15 protein-coding genes are annotated in these 17,795 nt (G+C 56.2%); 4 read left to right on the forward strand and 11 right to left on the reverse strand.

All coding sequences use genetic code 11. The annotated features are described in order from the left end of the window. Nucleotides 1–16: 16 nt before the first annotated feature. The 5 genes from ACWF8S_RS08120 to ACWF8S_RS08140 form a co-directional block, all read right to left on the reverse strand. Complete coding sequence (locus ACWF8S_RS08120) at nt 17–847, reverse strand: polysaccharide lyase (protein WP_447556354.1); 831 nt, start codon at nt 845–847, stop codon at nt 17–19. 43 nt (nt 848–890) lie between these two features. After that, on the reverse strand, nt 891–2,399 hold the full coding sequence (locus ACWF8S_RS08125; RefSeq protein ID WP_447556355.1) for an HlyD family efflux transporter periplasmic adaptor subunit: 1,509 nt from the start codon (nt 2,397–2,399) through the stop codon (nt 891–893). A gap of 88 nt (nt 2,400–2,487) precedes the next feature. Further along, a complete protein-coding gene (locus tag ACWF8S_RS08130) occupies nt 2,488–4,296 on the reverse strand; it encodes a glycosyltransferase (protein WP_447556356.1) in 1,809 nt (602 codons plus the stop codon). 9 nt (nt 4,297–4,305) lie between these two features. After that, nucleotides 4,306–5,652: a UDP-glucose dehydrogenase family protein gene (locus ACWF8S_RS08135; protein ID WP_447556357.1), complete on the reverse strand. Its 1,347-nt coding sequence runs from the start codon at nt 5,650–5,652 to the stop codon at nt 4,306–4,308. A 608-nt stretch (nt 5,653–6,260) separates the two neighbouring features. Beyond that, complete coding sequence (locus tag ACWF8S_RS08140) at nt 6,261–7,415, reverse strand: mechanosensitive ion channel family protein (protein ID WP_447556358.1); 1,155 nt, start codon at nt 7,413–7,415, stop codon at nt 6,261–6,263. A 206-nt stretch (nt 7,416–7,621) separates the two neighbouring features. Here ACWF8S_RS08140 and ACWF8S_RS08145 point away from each other — a divergent pair, with 206 nt between their 5' ends. From ACWF8S_RS08145 to ACWF8S_RS08155, 3 genes are read left to right on the forward strand one after another with little or no spacing between them, the layout of a single operon-like run. Continuing rightward, nucleotides 7,622–8,812 carry a type III polyketide synthase gene (locus tag ACWF8S_RS08145; protein ID WP_447556359.1) on the forward strand — a complete coding sequence of 397 codons (1,191 nt, stop codon included), beginning with the start codon at nt 7,622–7,624 and terminating at the stop codon, nt 8,810–8,812. Between the two features lie 46 nt (nt 8,813–8,858). Further along, nucleotides 8,859–9,536 (forward strand): methyltransferase domain-containing protein, encoded by a 678-nt coding sequence (locus ACWF8S_RS08150; protein WP_447556360.1) that lies wholly within the window; start codon nt 8,859–8,861, stop codon nt 9,534–9,536. Next, the gene (locus tag ACWF8S_RS08155) at nt 9,533–10,666 is read left to right on the forward strand and encodes an NAD(P)/FAD-dependent oxidoreductase (RefSeq protein ID WP_447556361.1); all 1,134 of its coding nucleotides are present in this window, start codon (nt 9,533–9,535) and stop codon (nt 10,664–10,666) included. Before ACWF8S_RS08150 ends, ACWF8S_RS08155 begins: the two co-directional genes overlap by 4 nt. Before the next feature lie 106 nt (nt 10,667–10,772). Here ACWF8S_RS08155 and ACWF8S_RS08160 read toward each other — a convergent pair whose 3' ends face one another. The 5 genes from ACWF8S_RS08160 to ACWF8S_RS08180 form a co-directional block, all read right to left on the reverse strand. Beyond that, nucleotides 10,773–11,585 carry a phosphodiesterase gene (locus tag ACWF8S_RS08160; RefSeq protein ID WP_447556362.1) on the reverse strand — a complete coding sequence of 271 codons (813 nt, stop codon included), beginning with the start codon at nt 11,583–11,585 and terminating at the stop codon, nt 10,773–10,775. Nucleotides 11,586–11,731: 146 nt separating this feature from the next. Further along, entirely contained in the window at nt 11,732–13,006 is a 1,275-nt protein-coding gene (locus ACWF8S_RS08165; protein WP_447556363.1) for an ABC transporter substrate-binding protein, read from the reverse strand. Between the two features lie 32 nt (nt 13,007–13,038). Continuing rightward, the gene (locus ACWF8S_RS08170) at nt 13,039–13,887 is read right to left on the reverse strand and encodes a carbohydrate ABC transporter permease (RefSeq protein ID WP_447556364.1); all 849 of its coding nucleotides are present in this window, start codon (nt 13,885–13,887) and stop codon (nt 13,039–13,041) included. Continuing rightward, nucleotides 13,887–14,816: a carbohydrate ABC transporter permease gene (locus ACWF8S_RS08175; RefSeq protein ID WP_447556365.1), complete on the reverse strand. Its 930-nt coding sequence runs from the start codon at nt 14,814–14,816 to the stop codon at nt 13,887–13,889. The genes ACWF8S_RS08170 and ACWF8S_RS08175 overlap by 1 nt, the downstream gene beginning before the upstream one ends. After that, entirely contained in the window at nt 14,813–15,991 is a 1,179-nt protein-coding gene (locus ACWF8S_RS08180; RefSeq protein ID WP_447556366.1) for an ABC transporter ATP-binding protein, read from the reverse strand. The genes ACWF8S_RS08175 and ACWF8S_RS08180 overlap by 4 nt, the downstream gene beginning before the upstream one ends. 112 nt (nt 15,992–16,103) lie before the next feature. Here ACWF8S_RS08180 and ACWF8S_RS08185 point away from each other — a divergent pair, with 112 nt between their 5' ends. Further along, the gene (locus ACWF8S_RS08185) at nt 16,104–16,871 is read left to right on the forward strand and encodes a DUF3750 domain-containing protein (RefSeq protein ID WP_447556367.1); all 768 of its coding nucleotides are present in this window, start codon (nt 16,104–16,106) and stop codon (nt 16,869–16,871) included. A gap of 104 nt (nt 16,872–16,975) precedes the next feature. Here ACWF8S_RS08185 and ACWF8S_RS08190 read toward each other — a convergent pair whose 3' ends face one another. Further along, on the reverse strand, nt 16,976–17,719 hold the full coding sequence (locus ACWF8S_RS08190; protein ID WP_447556368.1) for a Crp/Fnr family transcriptional regulator: 744 nt from the start codon (nt 17,717–17,719) through the stop codon (nt 16,976–16,978). Between the last annotated feature and the right edge of the window lie 76 nt (nt 17,720–17,795).

The raw sequence follows: 17,795 nt of genomic DNA on the forward strand, positions 1-17,795 counted from the left end.
GCGTTGGTACTTGCGCTCAAGATCTTGAGGTATAGAAACGGAAGTCGGCAAAATCCACATACTGGTCGCGGGGCGTGCGCCAGCCTTCTCCCGTGCCACCAAAGAAAGTGGAAAACATCAAACCGTCAATGGTGATATCCGGTGTGGTACGAAAGACAATGTTCCTCTGTTCCAGCACAGGCTGACCGTCTATCCAGATCCGGGCGATACCGTTCTCCCGATGGGGGTCGTTGAGCAGGAGTTCCTGTTCGATGGTAACCCAGGAGCCTGCCGGGTAATGCCACATGCCACGTCCGACCGAGTCTCCCTCGAAGCCGACCACGTAAGGGTAGAGCTCGCCTTGCCCCTCTTCGCGCCACATCAGGCGCATGGAGAAACCGTGCTCGCCATCGACGCTATCGCCGCCGGAGGGGGCGTCACCGCCATACAGCCCCGGCAATTTGCCGCCCTTCACGAAATCGAAGCCGGAAGGAAAGCGCACCTTGTAGCTCAGACAGGCGCGCTCGGCCCCCTCGAGCGAATACGGATCGCTGTAGAAGCCGGCCCCGCCAAGAGGCTCGTCACCGGGTGAAGAGCTGCCAGCAGGATAGTGAACACGCAGTCCAGCTTCATCGAGGCCGGTATCCTGGGACGCCAAGCGCTCCACGTTCTCTTCGGTACCCCAGTGCCGGGTGGTGTCAAACGCCTGGCGAATGGCGTGGTAAGCGTCTTCGGTGGGTGCCAGGCTCGGGGCTTCCGCCAAGGCATAGCGCTGAGAACAAGGCGTCTCTTGTGGAGTGCTGACGATGGCATCTTCGGCTTCGTCGGCATGGCTTTGCGAAAACGGCAGCAAAATGAGCGCACTCACTAGCAGGTGCGTGTGCCGTAACCGGATAAGTGGGCGCGGGATTTTACCCTTCATCGCTGATGTCATCGGTATCGTTCCAGTAGTGGTTGAATTCATCCTGGGCCGTGTCATAGAGGTCATGACTGGACTGTATGATCGAGTTCACGCCTTGCCATATTTTTTCCGAAGCGGCACTCAGAAGCTGTGTTTCGCTAAAGCGAACGTCTATCGGCTGGCCCACGCTTTCTGGCGGCAAGGGCTCCTCTGGAACCAGGAGTACACTGGCCACGTTCTGCTGCTGACGTACCCAGCTGGGGAAACCGGCTCGAGGCTGAGATTCGATATCGAGGGCGACGTTGCGCACCTGGGCACGAATCGGTTGATTGGCGTTGGGCAGGGTGACGTAGGCCTGTTGATTGGGCTGAATGCGGCTGATGTCATCCATATGCACCAGCGCTTCGACCATCACGTCACCTTCATCGGTACGCACCAGCGTCATGATCCGCTCGCTTTCGTCGATGTAGACCCCGCCGGCACTACTCAGCGCCCAGGCCACGCGGCAGTCACACGGGCTGTATATGTCGTTGCTGGCCTGAACGCCCTTGAGGGCGGCGATGCGCGAGTTCTCGTAATCGCGCACCTGCTCGAACTGTTCGATACGGGCTTCGGCGATCGCCGGGGAGACCGTCTCGAAGGTGGTGGTGTCACCGCTGGCCGGCCGTGCGGAGTTGGCCAGGCTGATCTCCTGGGTATCGGCCTCGAGGTAGCCACGCAGGTTCTCGATCAACTGGTCGTTATAGCTGAGTGCCGCTTCTGCCAGGATCAGGTCCGATTCGAGGTCGCGATCGATCACGTTGGTCAATAGCTGGTCGCGCTCGACCCGGTCACCCACGGTGAAGTCGTGTTCGCCTAGTACGCCGGGGCTGGGGGCGCGGATATCGATACGCGGCGCCGTTACAGCGGCGAAGTTGGGCTCGATCAGAATGAAGTTGCGATAGGCGGTCGCCGCACCTACCAGCAGCAACAAGCCGATCGCAAGGAATAGAAGAACGTAGCGTCCGACAGGCTTGGGGGGGCGCTTGGAAGGCGTTGCCCTGGTGGTCTGGCGCTTGCGAGGTGTTTGCGGATCTTCGCTGACCATCTGGCCTTCGATGTTGGGCGCACGGCCACTCAACCAACTGCGAATGATCTGACGCAGCGATTCGCGGTGCTGCGCCTCCATCTCGTTGAACTTGAACCTGACGTCATATCCCTTGCCGCTCCCTCGGGGAGTGGCATCAACGCATTCGGCCCTGGCCGGCACAATGACATCAAAGGTTCCCGCCGCCATGATCAGGGATGCGTCAACGCGCTCGCCAGGTTCAAAAGCACGTTTGCTCTGGGCAGAAAAGCCGCCGAGGGAGACATCATTGCCGTCGAGCTCGATATCGCTGTCCGCGAGGGTCACGCGAAATAGTGTCGGCACCCGGATATAGCCCCTTTCATCGCGCTTCTCATGGCGCAGGTTATCCTGGGGCATGCGTTCATCTTCTTGATTGACACTGTCCGAGGACGAGGATGTATCGTTGTTCATCCGTTCCTGCTTTTTGTCGAGAGTGGGTTCATGCCGACCGTGGGCAGCGTTTGAATGATCGTCTTTCATCCGTAGGTTGTTCCTTGCGTCAGGGATGAGTCGTTGACACCGTGGGCTGTGTCGTAGGCTCGATCCAGAGTCTTTCATTGCATTGGGTGTTCGATAGCACCGTGAGCTTGGCCTGTTGAGGTGGCTGCGCTTCGGCACCGCGTGTCAGGCCCTTGATCAGGTCGTCTTCCACGAGAAAATAGTCGGGAGACGCCTGGATCGGTTCACAGGCCGTGTCGGTAGGGTTTGTGTCGAGCGAATGATCCAGGCGCTGGGAGTCATGACTCGCCCCCCATACTTGATCGATCGCGATATGCAGGGTGGTCCGGTCCGGAAGCAGTGTGTTGCCGGTCGAGATCACCAGAATGAAGAGAAGAACGCCATAGAAGAGCCCGTGCAGCGCATGGCCGATGCGTCGCTGTCTGCGCACCGCTACCGGATCATCTGGTTCGCCGGCCGAGATACCCTGGCGCGACCACTGCTGACGATTGAAGCGAAAGCTGACATAGGTCTTGAGGATCGCGCCCCACACCTGGTTGTAATAAATCAACGGAATCCACAGCAGGCTGAACCGCCCGCGTTGCCACGCCAGAATTGACACCGCAATACCACGGGTGAACATGATCCACAGCACGTAGGTGAAGAAAAACGAGGGTCTTATGAAAAGCGTGACCAGGGTGACCACTGTGGGCCCCACCAGGGTCGTCCACATGGAGATACGCTGGTCGACCAGGCTCCACCAGGTGAACATTCCCATGGGACGAGGGCCGAGCGCGATGGCACGGTGGCTTACGCGCAGCATGTTGCCAAACCAGCGCCGCATCAAATCGGTGCTTGATGCAAAGAAGCGATGCCGGTCGGGCAGCTCCTCGAATCCCGTGACGAAAACATCGGGCACGTAGAGCATCGACCAGCCGTTCTTCAGCAGCCAGTACCACGATGACTTATCGTCACCTGACAGGAACTTGAAACTACCAAAGCGCCAGTGATCGACATGGTCGTTCTCGATCAATTCGATGAAGTCCGGCTGAGTGGCAAGATCGGCGCGAAAAACGCTGTAACGGCCTGTGAGAACCAGTAGGCGCCGCGACAGCGACATTGAGCTCATCATCAGATGACGCTGGGCATAACGCAGGTCATACCACTCGCGGGTGACGTCATCGCCCGTCACCTGAGCACGATTGTTGGTCGTCAGCGCCCCCAGGTCGCCCTGGGCAATAAAGAAGGAGAGCGTGCGTGACAGGGTGTCGGGCTCGATGAGGATATCGCCGTCCATCGAGATCAAAAGCGACCCCGGCGCCGGCAGGCACCGGGAGATCGCCCGCAGTACCTCGGCCATGGCCGAACGCTTGCCATCTCCCTTCTGAAACATGTAGCGCACGTTGACATTCTCTGGCCAGTCGTTGTCTTCCAGAACGTGAGTGATGATATCCACGTCGGTACGGTCCGACACGGATGCGAAGATCGTGGTCGGTACACCGTACTGATGGGCTTCCCTTATCAAGGCATCGTAGACCTGGAAGTTGACGCGCTCGTCGATACGATAAGAGGTGCAAAGCACGAAAAGCTCAGGAGGCTTCTCTTGGCTTCCGGCTTCATCGGCTTCGACACGCAAGCTCGGAAAGACGAGCCGGTTGTACAAAAGCGAGCGAACGGCCTGCACCGCCCACCAGGAGTACCGCCAGATGGCGATTGCTCCGATGATGAAAAAGAAGCTCTGCGACTCGGGCGAGAGAACATCCGCTGGCAGTTCGCTGATGGCGAAAATCAGCAGTGCCAGACCGAACAGGAAAGTGGTCAGCTCCGTAATACGGCTGGCAGAGGAGTGCTTACGGCGAGTAGCGCTCATTACAATGCCTCAAGCCTGGACGGAGCGTACGGAGTCACCCCGACCGATGGCGTAGTAGGCAAGCCCTGCCGCCTTTACGGTATCGGGATTGAAGAGATTACGGCCATCGATAATGACGGGTTCAAGTAACGTCTCGCTCAGTAGCGAGAAATCGACGGTGCGAAAGGCTTTCCACTCAGTACAGATGACCAGTGCATGGGCACCTTCCAGTGCATCGTCGCGTTGCTCGAAAAGGCGTAGATCATCACGTTCACCGTAAAGGCGGCGGCACTCGCCGCTAGCTTCCGGATCGAACGCCTGAACGCGTGCGCCAGCGTCCCACAGGGCTTCTATCAGGGTTCTGCTGGGAGCTTCACGCATATCATCGGTGTTAGGCTTGAAGGCAAGCCCCCACAAGGCGATGGTCTTGCCTGCCAGTCGACCATCGAAGGCCTGAGAAAGTTTTTCGAACAACTTGCTTTTTTGGCGGGTATTGACCTGCTCAACCGCCTTGATCAGGTGAGCGGGCTGGCCAATGTCGTCGGCGGTATTGGCAAGTGCTCTGACGTCCTTGGGGAAGCAGGAACCACCATAGCCACAGCCGGGGTAGATGAAGCTGTAACCGATGCGTGGGTCGGACCCGATACCATTGCGAACCTCTTCGATCTCGGCGCCGAGATGCTCGGCGAGATTGGCGACTTCATTGATGAAGCTTATCTTGGTCGCAAGCAAGGCATTGGCCGCATATTTGGTCAATTCGGCACTGCGCACGCCCATGAACATCAGCTTGTCGCGCTGGCGATTGTAAGGGCCATAACATTCCCGCATGGCGTCCTTGACGCGCTCGGACTCGGTGCCGACGATAATTCGAGAGCCGCGTGAAAAGTCCTCGATCGCCGCACCCTCCTTGAGAAATTCCGGGTTCGAACAAACGTCGAAATCCAGTTCAAGACCCCGTTTCTCGAGCTCGACAGCCACCGCACGCTCCACCTTTGCGGCGGTACCCACGGGCACAGTCGACTTGTCGACGATGACCGTATAGTCATCCATGTGCTGGCCGATCGTCTCGGCAACCTTGAGCACGTACTTCAGATCGGCACTGCCATCTTCGTCGGAAGGGGTGCCCACAGCGATGAACTGGAGCAAGCCGAATTTGACCGCCTTTGCCGCATTCGTGGTGAAATTCAACCGACCAGCGGCCTGATTGTCTTGAATGAGGCGCTCCAGACCCGGCTCATAAATTGGTATCTTGCCAGCCTCAAGGCTAGACACAGTGTTCTCGTCGACATCGACGCACATGACGTCATGACCGACATCGGCCAGGCAAGCTCCCGTTACGAGACCCACATAACCACAGCCGAAGATGCTAATTCTCATGTTCCCTGCTACCCCATGTTTCTTAATTTAAGTGTCGTTGCGTTTTTATTACGCGAGAAGATTCTCATAGCGCAAGCGTAAAAGGCTTATAACCTGGATATTGAATTTTTTAATTCAAATAAGCCAGCTCATCAATATGTTTAGAATTTAGAATTTAGAATATAGATTTAAGACCCCTACTATGGTGGTATTAATTCTAAATATTTTCAAGGCTGATAATGAATCTAATTAGAATCGCAGGCGGTAGGCTATTGTCTGAAATTAAATAGCCTATTGTTTAAAAAAAGTTAATTTGATATCATAAGGTTGATTAAACTAGATATATTAACGGGCTATTCGGTAGTGTTATGCTGGGTACGACGGGCCTGGTTCAGCACCTCAGTGAAGCGTTGAAAAAATGTTATGGTAAGTTGCACCATCATGGCTCATTGCAGAAAATTCGTGGTATGCCGTTAACCCATCCACGATTATCTCGTCGTGATCGACCCATTCTCTATGATGAATTTTTGATGTAATTAACTTATTTAATTTACAAGGTTTGTCGACTTGAGGTAGAAGCGATATTTACTCCTGTCGTCTGTACTTCATTGGCCATGAATTCTCCGGATCTAGTCTTTTGTATCTCCTTCGTCGGGCGTTGAAATGGATTCAGCCGCCGGCGTCGAAGCCTTATTGCTATATGCCCGTCCTTCGGGAAGTGGTATATCTTCAAGAAACTCCAGCGCGCGTACCGGCATGGCAAATTTGATCTTACGTTTGTTCAGCTCCTCCAGTAGCGTAAAGTTGATGGCTTGCTGTATATCCATATAAAGGTTGTAGTCTCCGCTTAATACGAAATAAACGACTTCATATTTAAGGGCATAGTCGTCAAACATGAGCAGATGGGCTCTGTCAAATCTTGTCCTGGGGACTTCTTCGATGGCTTGCTTGATGAGGGGTGGAACCTCGCGCGCTTTTTCTGCTGAAGTGCGAAAGGAAATAGCCAGGTTGAAAACGATGCGCCGCTCGTTCATCCGGCTGTAATTATGAATGGTTTGCTGAAGTAACTGGGTATTCGAGCAAATGACCTGCTCGCCACTCAGGCTACGTATGCGTGTGGTTTTCAAGCCGATGTATTCAATGGTGCCCGCGATATCATTGAAAACGATAAATTGGCCTGTCTGAAAAGGCTTGTCCACGCCAATAGAGGCCGAGGCAAACAAATCACCCAGCAGTGCCTGTACTGCAAGAGCTATGGCAATGCCGCCGATTCCCAGGCTGGCGACAAAAGCAGTGATATCCACGCCCAGGTTGGCTAATGCCGACAGCAGCACGACCGCCCACAGTACAATACGGAACAAGAGGGCGACCATGGTGACGGTCAATTGGTTATCCTGGCCCGCCTTGTCCTGAACGATTGTTTCTTTCCAGAAAGCGATGGCGGCATCGACCCAAAGACCGAATTGCAGGGCGAGCACCAGAAACCACAGGTGCGTGACGCGGGCGTCCCAGACAGGCCCCAGATCAGCAACGGCAAGGCCGATTTGCAAGGCCATCGCCGCGATCAGCAGATGGCTTGTGTGCCTGAAAACTTCGGCAGCGTAGCGGCTCCAGCGGCTCTTGCTGCTGGATAGCCAGGTAACGATCCTAGCCAGAACGAAGCGCATCGCCAGCCGCAGCGCGATATAGCTGATGACTGCAATCCCTGTCACCAGGGCGACGTTGACCAGAGTAGCCTGAGATATCCATGTTTCCCAGGATTGCCACTGTTCCCAGCTGAGCATATATGAATCCTTTCTCGTGTTGCTTGGCCATCGAGTATGGCCAGCGATCCAGGCAGGCCGGTGCGACTGAAGCGGCCTTGCCTTTGGCAGTCTAGGCAGAATAAGGGCGTTCAAGACGGTTTCTTTTACTTGCCGCAGGCTGAACACGTGAACGATTCGTACGCTTGCATACCGCTTCGGTATAGCTGATAGCCTGATAGCTACTATTGTTGCTAATTGTTAAAAATCCGCTGACCGTTCCCACATCGATCATGAGCAAGGCAATTACGTCTATATTTTCTTTTCAGCCGATCGCATCGAATAACCCAGGCAACGCAAAATCTGAGGCAACAAGGAGCAGTGACATGACGCCGGTTTATATTAATAGCATTGCCTCGGCTGTCCCGGACTTTGATATCCATGACAAGTTTATTCAATACTGCCCACGACTCATGCCGGATCAGCGTTCGCTGAAGGTGTTTGAACGCATGGCAAGCCGAACACAGATAGAGCATCGCTACTCGTTTCTTCAGCCCCACACGGATGAGGATAAGCTGGACGCCCAGGGCTTTTATAAAAATGATGCGTTTCCCAGTACCCATGAGCGCATGAAGTTCTACGAACGCTTTGCTTTCGACCTGGCAAGAAAAGCGCTGGATCAGCTCGATCTCTCTGGTATAACGCACCTGGTGACGACGACCTGTACGGGATTCTATGCTCCGGGTCTGGATCACCAAGTGATTCGCCATTATGGGTTACAGGGGAACATCGAACGTACCAACGTAGGCTTTATGGGGTGCTATGCGGCACTCAACGCACTCAAGCTTGCTCGTCATATCGTACGCTCGGAACCAGAAGCCAAGGTGCTGGTATTGAACCTCGAGCTTTGCACGCTTCATCTCAAATCCTCGGGAACGGTTGACGAGATTTTATCCTTCGCGATCTTCGCCGATGGTTGTGCGGCAAGTATCGTATCGGCAGCGCCAGAGGGCCTCAAGATAGAGGACTTTCACTCGTTGGTGTTGTCCGATACCGAAGAATTGATTACCTGGCGGGTGGGCAATCAAGGCTTTGATATGCATCTGTCAGGCAAGGTGCCGGGTGCTATTGCCAGTAATTTGCCTGATGTTCTGGGCACGCTGCTGGGCGGCTATACGCATGGCGATATCGCGTACTGGGCCATTCACCCAGGCGGGCGCAGTGTGCTGGATGCAGTAAGAACCGGCGCAGGGCTCGAGCACCAGCAACTGGCCGAGTCGCGAGAGGTACTCAGAAAGTATGGCAACATGTCATCGGCCACTATCATGTTTGTGCTTCAGGCCATGATGGATAACCCCGAAAAGCGCGGGCCGGGGCTCGCCATGGCCTTTGGGCCGGGTCTTACGGTCGAAAGCATGCGTTTTGAACGTCAGGAATAAAACAGGCATGCCGGATTTCAGTCGACGCAGCGGTGAGAAGGAGCTCATGGACGAGGAAGATATTTCCTTTGATGAGTTCCACGATTGTCTGGTTGAGCTTGAACGTATCAATCATCTGACCCTGGCTTATCGTCCCACCCTGAAATGGCTTCGCCCCTTGATCGAAAAGCATGCAGATCTGTGCCTGCTGGATGTGGCCAGTGGCGGGGGGGACATGCTTCGCAAGATTGCCAGACAATGGCCTCATCGAGACGGGGAAGGTAACGGGCTTCGCCTGGTGGGGGTTGACCTGAACCCCTGGTCAAAAAGATCGGCTGACACTTGGTCGAATTCCCCCGCGATACGTTATGAAACCGCGGATATATTTGAGTTTGAGCCGGACCGGCCCATCGATATTGTCATATCGTCGTTATTTACTCATCACCTGACAAATAAGCAGGTTGTCGAGTTCTTGCGCTGGATGGATCGCCGCGCGAGTAAAGGATGGTTTATCAATGATCTGCATCGTCACCCCGTTCCCTATTATTTCATCAAGAACGCTACCGCACTCTTTAGTGGTAACCGGTTGGTTCGTAATGACGCGGCGCTATCGGTGGCGCGCGGGTTTACCGTGTCCGACTGGCGACGTTTGATCGATGAAGCGGGGCTAAAGGGCCATGTGCACATCCAGTGGTTTTTCCCGTTCCGCCTTTGCGTGGCCTGCTGTAAAGAGTCGCCACCATGACGAGTGAAGAAACGCTTATCATCGGCGGCGGGCCAGCGGGGGCGGCCGCGGCTATTCAATTGTCCAGGCAAGGCGTCCCGGTGCGTCTTCTGGAACGCAAGGCCGAGCCGCATCATAAGGTGTGCGGTGAATTCATCAGCTATGAAGCCGCGCAGCACCTGGAAGAGGCGGGGGTGAGCCTGGCGGCGTTAGGCGCTGAACCTATTCGCCATGTCCGGTTTTATAATGGTGAAAGCGCGCTTACGTTTGATTTACCCTTCACTGCCTGGAGTCTATCCCGGTATACACTGGATGGCGCGCTGCTGGCGCAAGCTGCGGCAGCCGGTGCAATCGTGGAGTTTGGCGCCACGGTCAGGCACTTGTCACAAGGTGAAGACGGCTGGAACCTGGTCTACCGAGATCGATCAAGATCAGAGCGAACCAGCATGGAACGCTCGGCCAGGACGGTATTTCTTGCCACCGGCAAACATGAACTGCGTAACTGGAAACGCCCGGTCCGCGTATCCCGTCATCATGATTTCATTGGTCTGAAAATGCACTTCAGCTCCCAGGCATTTCAGCAAGCCCAATGGCAGGGAGCGGTCGAGATACATTTATTCAATGGCGGGTACGCAGGCCTTGAGCCGATAGAAAACGGCCAGGTCAATCTCTGCTTTTTGATCAGGCGAGACATCTACAAGGCCTGTGGCGGTCGTTGGGCGGGTGTGCTTCGGTGGCTCAGCCGTACTTCATCGCATATGCAGCAGCGACTTGCCAGCTTGACCCCCTTGTGGCGTGAGCCCCTGGCGGTTTCGGGCGTTCCTTATGGATATCTCCATTCCCCCGAGGATGCGGTACCAAACCTGTTTTCGTTGGGGGATCAGGCAGCGGTCATTCCCTCGTTTGCAGGCGATGGCATTGCCATGGCTTTACACACGGCCTCACTGGCAGCCCGGATTCATGCCACGGGAGGCGACTCGAAGACCTATCAGCGTCTTGCCTTCAAGGATCTAGCGCCTCCTGTGCGTGAAGCCGAGCGCCTGGCCGACTTGTTGTCCTATCGATTGGGACGAAAGGTCGCCTTCACCTGTGCCAAGCTATGGCCAACCTTGCTGAAGACCATGATCTTGCGAACACGCGTCGGGCTGTAATCTCTCTCCAATCTTCAATCTTCAATCCTCAATCCTCAATCCCCAATCTTTCCAAGCCGCCGGTTTTTCAGCTGTAACCTCAGCCTGGATACCGGCCACGATGGGATCAAGGGCCGAAGCACTGGGTGGACTTGACCAGGGGCGCGGCGTCCAGGGTATCGATGTGCATGGCGCGTAGCCCTTTGCCTTGCTGGGTTATGACGGTGTAGTTCGGGCCTGTACCTGCCGTCCAGTGAGGCGCCGGGTCTTCGGGCTCAACGATGAATTGATGGCTGACCCCTCGGCCCGAGGTGTAGGAGATACCTCCTTCGGTAATACCGGAAAGCGAAATGTGGATATGCCCAAAAAACATGTGCTGTACGCCAGCGGGATGGTTGTGCAGTACGTCCATAAGCGGTTCCGGACCATGAAAACCAATGTGCTCGAAATGCGCAAAACCAGCATCGAAGGGCGGGTGATGAATGAAGACCACCGCCGGTACATCCGGGGCTCTGGCCAATTCGGTAGCCAGCCAATCCAGTCGTCGAGGGCAATATTTTCCGCCAATCGTTCCCGGCTCGTGGCTATCGAGAAAAAGCAGCTGCAGTGCGCCATCGGATGTGGGAAGAGCAGATTGAATGAACCCCTTGGAGTCGACCGGCGCGCTGGGGAATACCCGGCGAAAGGTGTCTCGATTGTCATGGTTACCCAGAAGCAGCCGTACCTCGCAGGGCAGCGGCGCCAGGGTTTCTTGCAGCAGGCGGTAAGCATCCTCATCACCATCGTTGGCCAGGTCACCGGTAACAACGACCAGGTCGACATCGGTGTGGCGCTCGTTGATGTCGGCAACAGCGCGCTGCAGACTGGCAGCGGGGTCCAGCTCGTAAAGGGTGTGGCCGGGGGGGACGAAATGCGTATCGGTAATCTGAATAATCTTCATCGGGCGTGTTTCTCTTGTCAGAACGGGAAGCGATCGTGCTCGCCGGTCATGGTTGATATATCGTGGCGCGAAGAGAGGTCGAGGGGTATGTCAGGCGCTCGCCACAGCGTCAATGGCAAGGCGAGCGCCCAGGTTTGACGCTTTGCTTAACGGATCAAGGCATTGGTTTCACTCACCATGCGCTCCAGACCCGCGTCGGGCGTCATCTCGCCGCGCATCACCTGGCTGATGATGTCGCGCTGGGCGCGCCAGATACGCACCGATTCGCCCCCCGGGTACCCGATCCAGGGCAGGGAGCGGTCGGCTTGCATGGCGGCGGTGGCCGCGTTTGGATTGGCTACGTAGTAGGGCGCCAGATAGTCATCGCCCAGGGCGAGCTGATTGGTTGGCAGGTAACCCGTGATCTCTACAGCGATGGTCTGTGCTTTTGGGCCCGTGGTGAACAGGGCGTACTTTTGCGCCGCCTTGCGATGCGCCTCGTCCTGAGAGGTGATCACGACCGCATTGCCGCCGGTGGGCACGCCGCCTTGCTGCTTGTCATCGATAGGGAATACCGCCGTTCCCAGCTCGAAACGTTCGCCCACTAACCCGTTGAGGGTCTGCAGACGGGCAGGCGTGTCGAAAATGATGCCGGTCAGACCCGCGCCGAACTGCTGGCGGGATTGATCCGGGTCGATGAGCTCCATGCCGGCCTCGGTCACGAAACGCCGGGCCAGCGTCAAGGCATCAAGGCCAAACTCATTGTCGAAACCCACACCGTCGCGCTGGTCGTTAAGTAACGTTCCCCCTTGCTGATAGAGAAGCGCTTGCCAGAGCCAGTCATCACTCCAGCCATGAACGTCGTAGGAGAGACCATTGATAGTGTCATCCAGCTCGTTGATGCGTGTTGCCAGCTCGATCAGGTCCTCGAAGTTGTCGGGCATGTTGTCGGGGTCGCCGCCGGCTTCGCGAACTTTCTCGACGTTGTAGTACATGATCGGTGAAGATGCGTTGACCGGAAGACCGTACTGCGAGCCCTGGACATGGCCAAGTGCCAGAATATTGGGGTCGTAGTTCTCGGTGATGAATGCCTCGTCCAACTCGTCGAGATAGGGTTGCAGATCCTGGATCTGGCCGCGCGCCTTCAGGGCCTCGGTCAGCTCTTCGAGCAGATGGAAACCGGAAAAGTAGAGGTCGGGCAGGTTGTTGGTCACCGCAAAGCGCAGCATTTGCTGGTGGCCGGCATCGTAGTCGGCGCAGGGCGCCAGAAAGTTGATGTGAATATCGGGATTCTCGGCCATGAAGGCGTCGGCAATGGGCTGGTGAAAACGCGAAAAGCTGGCGTTGCAATGCAGTACGTCGAGAGTAACGGTCTCGGCAGAAGCCGTCTGGGCCAGACCGGCACTCAGGGCGGTCATCGCGGCGAAATAGCGAAGCTTCATCAATCAATCTCCAGTTGGGGTTGGGTAAACGCCTACTTCACACCGGTCATCGTGATTCCTTCGATGAACTGGCGCCGCGCAAGCAAGAAACAGATCACCAGGGGCAGGGTCAGCAGAGTGGCCCCTGCCATGAGAGCGCCGTAGTTGGTGCCGGCTTCAGCGTCGGCGAAGAACAGCATGCCAAGCGGGGGAGTGGCTAATTGCATGTCGGAAATGACGATCATGGGCCAGTAGAGATCATTCCAGTGTGCAACCACGGAAAATACGGTAAAGGCGGCGATCGCTGGCAGTGCCGAGGGCACCACCAGACGCCAGCAGATGGCCATTTCGCCCATGCCGTCGAGCCTGGCCGCCTGGATGATCTCATCCGGATAGGATTTGAAGGCCTGGCGGAACAGAAAAATGGCGAATACCGAGAGAAGGAATGGCGCCATCATGGCGAAATAGGTATTGAGCAGATCGGCCCAGGCCAGCCCTATGAACATGGGCAGTGCCAACACCTGCATGGGGATGCACAGGGCACCGATCACCAGAGTGAAGAAAAGCCGGGCACCGGGGAAAGGTAACTTGGCCAATGCGTAGGCGGCGGGGATCGCGACCAGTAATTGCACCACCAGGATGCCCAGGCAGACGATGACGCCATTGAGCATGAACCGAAAAAGGGGGACAGCCTGTGTCGCTGACGCAAAGTTTTCCAGGGCGTGGAAGGAGTGCGGGACCGGCCAAAGGCTGGCACTGAATATTTCAGCCGGCGCGCGCAGCAAGGTCAAAAGCATCCAGTAGAAAGGCAGCAGTATGAACAAGGCCCCTGTCATCAGCACCGCATGAGGTAACAGCCGGCGCCAGGCAGGCCCCGTCAAAGAACGGCGAATGTTGCTCATCAGTAGTGCACCTTGCGGTCGAGGTGCAGCACCTGCCCGATGGACAGAAACAGCACGAAGGCGAGAAAAATCAGGGTCAGGGCCGCGGCGTAACCCATCTGGAAGTACTCGAACCCTTCCAGATAGAGCGCGTAGAGAAGCACTTCGGAGCCGTCGCGGCCTCGAGTCAACACCGCTACGGTCTCGAACACCTTGAAGGCGGTGATCGAGGTCGTCACCGCGACGAACATCACCGTGGGGCCGAGCATTGGCCAGGTGACCGTCATAAAGCGATCAATAGGGCGCCTGACGCCATCGATTCGGGCGGCATCGTATAAATCACGCGGAATGGCGGACAGGCCCGCCAGAAAGAGAATGATATTGAAGCCGAGGACCTGCCATACGCCGATGACTCCAAGGGTAGGGATGATCAGCATCGGGTGAGAAAGAAAAGCGATCTCGCCGATGCCGAACGACGACAGCACCGCGTTCACCGGGCCCAGGCGTGGATGGAGAATGAACTGCCATACCGTTGCCATCGCCACGAGCGTCGAGGTCACTGGCAGAAAGTAGACGACCTCGTAGAAAGAGCGGCTACGTACACGCGCATGTATCAGCGTGGCGATGAAAAGTGCAAGCCCGACCCCGAAGGGAATGACGATCGCCACGTAGAGTAATGTATTGGTGAAAGCGCGACGAAAGACGGGATCCGTGAAAGCTTTCGAAAAATTTTCCAGACCGACGAACTGGGTCACGACGGCGCCCAGGCGGTAATCGGTCACGCTCATTCCCAACAAGGTGATCAGTGGAACGATGTAGATGCATAGCAACAGCAGCGCGGCGGGTGTTGCAAAGGCGTACCCCTTGAGCTGGCGTCGGCGAGCCTGGGTCAGTCCGGGAGCGTCTGTTGCCGGTAAGGACAGGGCCTGGGTATTGACGGCGCCATTCATGTCAGAGCCTCGACACGCCATGCCTCGGCTTCTGGCTCAGGGCCTTTACGCTGTGGTTCGATGCGTAGGCCATCACTGGTAAAAAAGTGCGCCAGCTCTGGACGAAAATAGAGCGTAATCGTCTGGCCGGTATCAATATTCGCCGCTTCTTCGGGAGAAAGGCGAGCGTGCAACGTACTCTCCTGGCCCGTTTGTGAAGCGAGCAGGAAACAGTCGGCGCCTTGATGCTCCAGGCGACGCACGGTGGTGTGCACTAACACATCACCGGGCTCGCCGTTCAAGCGCAGTGCTTCGGGACGTACCGCCACGACCACATGGCGGTGATCACCCACGCTCAGGCCGGTCACGGGGCGACCTTGAATCGTTACCGAGCCATTGCACACAGGGGCTTCGAAGCAGTTGATCGCCGGCGAACCAATGAATTGTGCCACCTGTAAAGTAGCCGGGCGGTGGTAAAGTTCGTTAGGCGTTCCAAGCTGGAGAATACGGCCTTCAACCATCAGTGCGATGCGATCAGACATGGTCATCGCTTCCACCTGGTCGTGAGTCACGTAGATGAACGTGGTTTTCAGGCGCCGGTGTAGTTCAGTAAGTTCGGTACGCATATGAATACGCAGTTTGGCGTCCAGGTTGGATAAAGGCTCGTCCATCAGAAAGACGGCGGGACGTCGAACCATGGCACGGGCCAGGGCCACGCGCTGTCTTTGGCCGCCGGAAAGCTGGGCGGGCTTGCGCCCAAGGAGCATTTCAATCTGCAGCTGGGCGGCTACGCTGCGGACTTCCGTATCGATGGCTGCCATCGCCTTGCGGCGCCCGGGGACGGCCATGCCGATCAACGGGAGTCGTGAAAGACCGTTCAGGTGATGCATCTTGAGAGGCGTGGCGATATTGTCCGCCACGGTCATGTGCGGGTAGAGAGCATAACTTTGAAAGACCATGGCCACGTTGCGCTGCTGTGGCTCGACGTGGGTAACGTTTTGCGCCCCGATAGCGACGCTGCCGCTGTCCGGCTCTTCCAGGCCGGAGATGATACGCAGCAAGGTCGACTTCCCGCAGCCTGACGCACCCACGAGGGATATGAATTCCCCCGGACGGATATCGAGCGAGATGTCATTCAGCACGACATTATCGGCATACTGCTTGGTGATACCCGTAAGCGTGACGCTGTCTGTCATGGCTGGAGCCCTTTTTGACAAGATGTTTCTTGAACTAAAGGCTAAGGACGGCACGTGACAGCGCGCTGACAGAAAAGTGATGCTCTGCTTACACTTTTAATAAAGGACACTAATGAAGACGCTGCTTTTATCTCTATTGACCCTATTCATTCTGCTGGGGCTGCTGTTGGCGGGGCCGGTCTGGGTATTACTCACCAATCAAGTGAATACCGACGGTCACTGGTCCAGCATGAATCGTGACTCTGCCGGACTTGCGCCTCTGCCCGAGGAGTACGCGCCGGCGGTGGTGCAGGTATATGCCGCTCGGGCCTATAGCTGGCGCGGAGCGTTTGGCGTGCATATCTGGATCGCGACAAAGGAAGAGGGCGCCGACGGCTATCGTTTGCACCAGGTGCTTAGCTGGCGAAAGCCTACGGTGGCAGTGTCAAGCGATACGCCGGACCGCGCCTGGTTTGGCCATACGCCAGAGCTTTTGGCCGACTATCGAGGTGTCGCTGCCGCGCGGTTGATTCCACAGATTGACGAAGCGAGCGCCCGCTACCCGCAGGCGGATATTTACCGTATATGGCCCGGGCCCAACAGCAATAGTTTCATTGCCTGGATGATACGCAATATCGACGGGCTCGACCTGGTTTTGCCGGTAACGGCGGTAGGTAAGGACTACCTGTTCAATGCCTTGTTTGCGCCAACGCCTAGCGGTACCGGTTATCAGTTTTCGCTGGGCGGGGTGTTCGGCGTTATGCTGGCTCTCGATGAGGGAGTCGAGCTGAATATGCTGGGCATGAGTATGGGAATCGACGTACTACGGCCAGCGCTCAAGATTCCGGGCATTGGTCGAGTCGGGCTGCCTCGGCCAGCGGGGAGACACGAAAAGATATGAAATTTTCTTTATCTCTTTAAACGGTTCTGCTTTGGAGAAGTACTTGCCGGAAAGCGCCGTAGGTGCGGCGCTTTTTTCACCAGGTGGTCAGCAGCAAGAAGATATCAGGCGGGTGACTCTTGCTTGATATGCAGGTAAAGCGGGTCGAATTCGGCTGCCTGACAGATTTTTTCCCAGTCGGGTAGGGTAACCTGCTGTTTGCGAGTGCTGATCAGGCCATCGCTTCTCAGCGCCTGCATGACCCGATTGACGTGCACCGGGGTGAGGCCGGTGGCATCGGCTAATTCGGCTTGTGTGACGGGCATGTTGAAGGTCTGTTCGTCGGTCAATCCCACGGCTTTCAGACGCAGCATGATTTCGCAGATGAGATGCGCTATGCGTGAATAGGCCCCTCGCTGGCCGTTATTCAATAACCATTCGCGAAAGAGGGAGGCATGCACCAGCGTTTCCCGCCAAAGGGCAGCAGCCAAGCGCGGGTGGCGTTCGCATAGCTGGTACAGATCCGTGTGTTTCATGAAGCCAAGCTTGCAGGGCGTTATCGATGAAATATTGATGTCCAGCACCTGTAGATGCAGGCTTTGAAGATCGGGAACATCGCCGGGCACATGAATCGCCATGATCTGGCGTTTACCTTCGGTGGACACCTTGTGTACACACGTGAATCCCTCGACGATCAGAAAGCACTTGCTGGGCTGGTCGCCCACTCTGACGATATGCTGATTCGTGCCGACTTCCTTTAGTTGAAGGGGCAAATCACGCAGGGCCTGCTTTTCCTCGTCAGTCAGTGCAAAGATACTTTCCAGTTTACGAATGATCATGTCGCTGGGGCAACGGGGAGCTATTATCATGTCGGCTTCCATAGCTTTTGACGGCAGGCTGTATGCACTCTTTTTCCGAACCCTTCAAAGAGAGCTTGGGTAATGC

Source organism: Vreelandella xerophytica (assembly GCF_968048975.1).

What these genes read in the sequence shown, in the direction of transcription:
- ACWF8S_RS08125 (WP_447556355.1), bottom strand. Translation starts at nt 2,399, where the DNA reads ATGAACAACGATACATCCTCGTCCTCGGACAGTGTCAATCAAGAAGAT.
- ACWF8S_RS08130 (WP_447556356.1), bottom strand. Translation starts at nt 4,296, where the DNA reads ATGAGCGCTACTCGCCGTAAGCACTCCTCTGCCAGCCGTATTACGGAG.
- ACWF8S_RS08135 (WP_447556357.1), bottom strand. Translation starts at nt 5,652, where the DNA reads ATGAGAATTAGCATCTTCGGCTGTGGTTATGTGGGTCTCGTAACGGGA.
- ACWF8S_RS08140 (WP_447556358.1), bottom strand. Translation starts at nt 7,415, where the DNA reads ATGCTCAGCTGGGAACAGTGGCAATCCTGGGAAACATGGATATCTCAG.
- ACWF8S_RS08150 (WP_447556360.1), top strand. Translation starts at nt 8,859, where the DNA reads ATGGACGAGGAAGATATTTCCTTTGATGAGTTCCACGATTGTCTGGTT.
- ACWF8S_RS08155 (WP_447556361.1), top strand. Translation starts at nt 9,533, where the DNA reads ATGACGAGTGAAGAAACGCTTATCATCGGCGGCGGGCCAGCGGGGGCG.
- ACWF8S_RS08160 (WP_447556362.1), bottom strand. Translation starts at nt 11,585, where the DNA reads ATGAAGATTATTCAGATTACCGATACGCATTTCGTCCCCCCCGGCCAC.
- ACWF8S_RS08165 (WP_447556363.1), bottom strand. Translation starts at nt 13,006, where the DNA reads ATGAAGCTTCGCTATTTCGCCGCGATGACCGCCCTGAGTGCCGGTCTG.
- ACWF8S_RS08170 (WP_447556364.1), bottom strand. Translation starts at nt 13,887, where the DNA reads ATGAGCAACATTCGCCGTTCTTTGACGGGGCCTGCCTGGCGCCGGCTG.
- ACWF8S_RS08175 (WP_447556365.1), bottom strand. Translation starts at nt 14,816, where the DNA reads ATGAATGGCGCCGTCAATACCCAGGCCCTGTCCTTACCGGCAACAGAC.
- ACWF8S_RS08180 (WP_447556366.1), bottom strand. Translation starts at nt 15,991, where the DNA reads ATGACAGACAGCGTCACGCTTACGGGTATCACCAAGCAGTATGCCGAT.
- ACWF8S_RS08185 (WP_447556367.1), top strand. Translation starts at nt 16,104, where the DNA reads ATGAAGACGCTGCTTTTATCTCTATTGACCCTATTCATTCTGCTGGGG.
- ACWF8S_RS08190 (WP_447556368.1), bottom strand. Translation starts at nt 17,719, where the DNA reads ATGATAATAGCTCCCCGTTGCCCCAGCGACATGATCATTCGTAAACTG.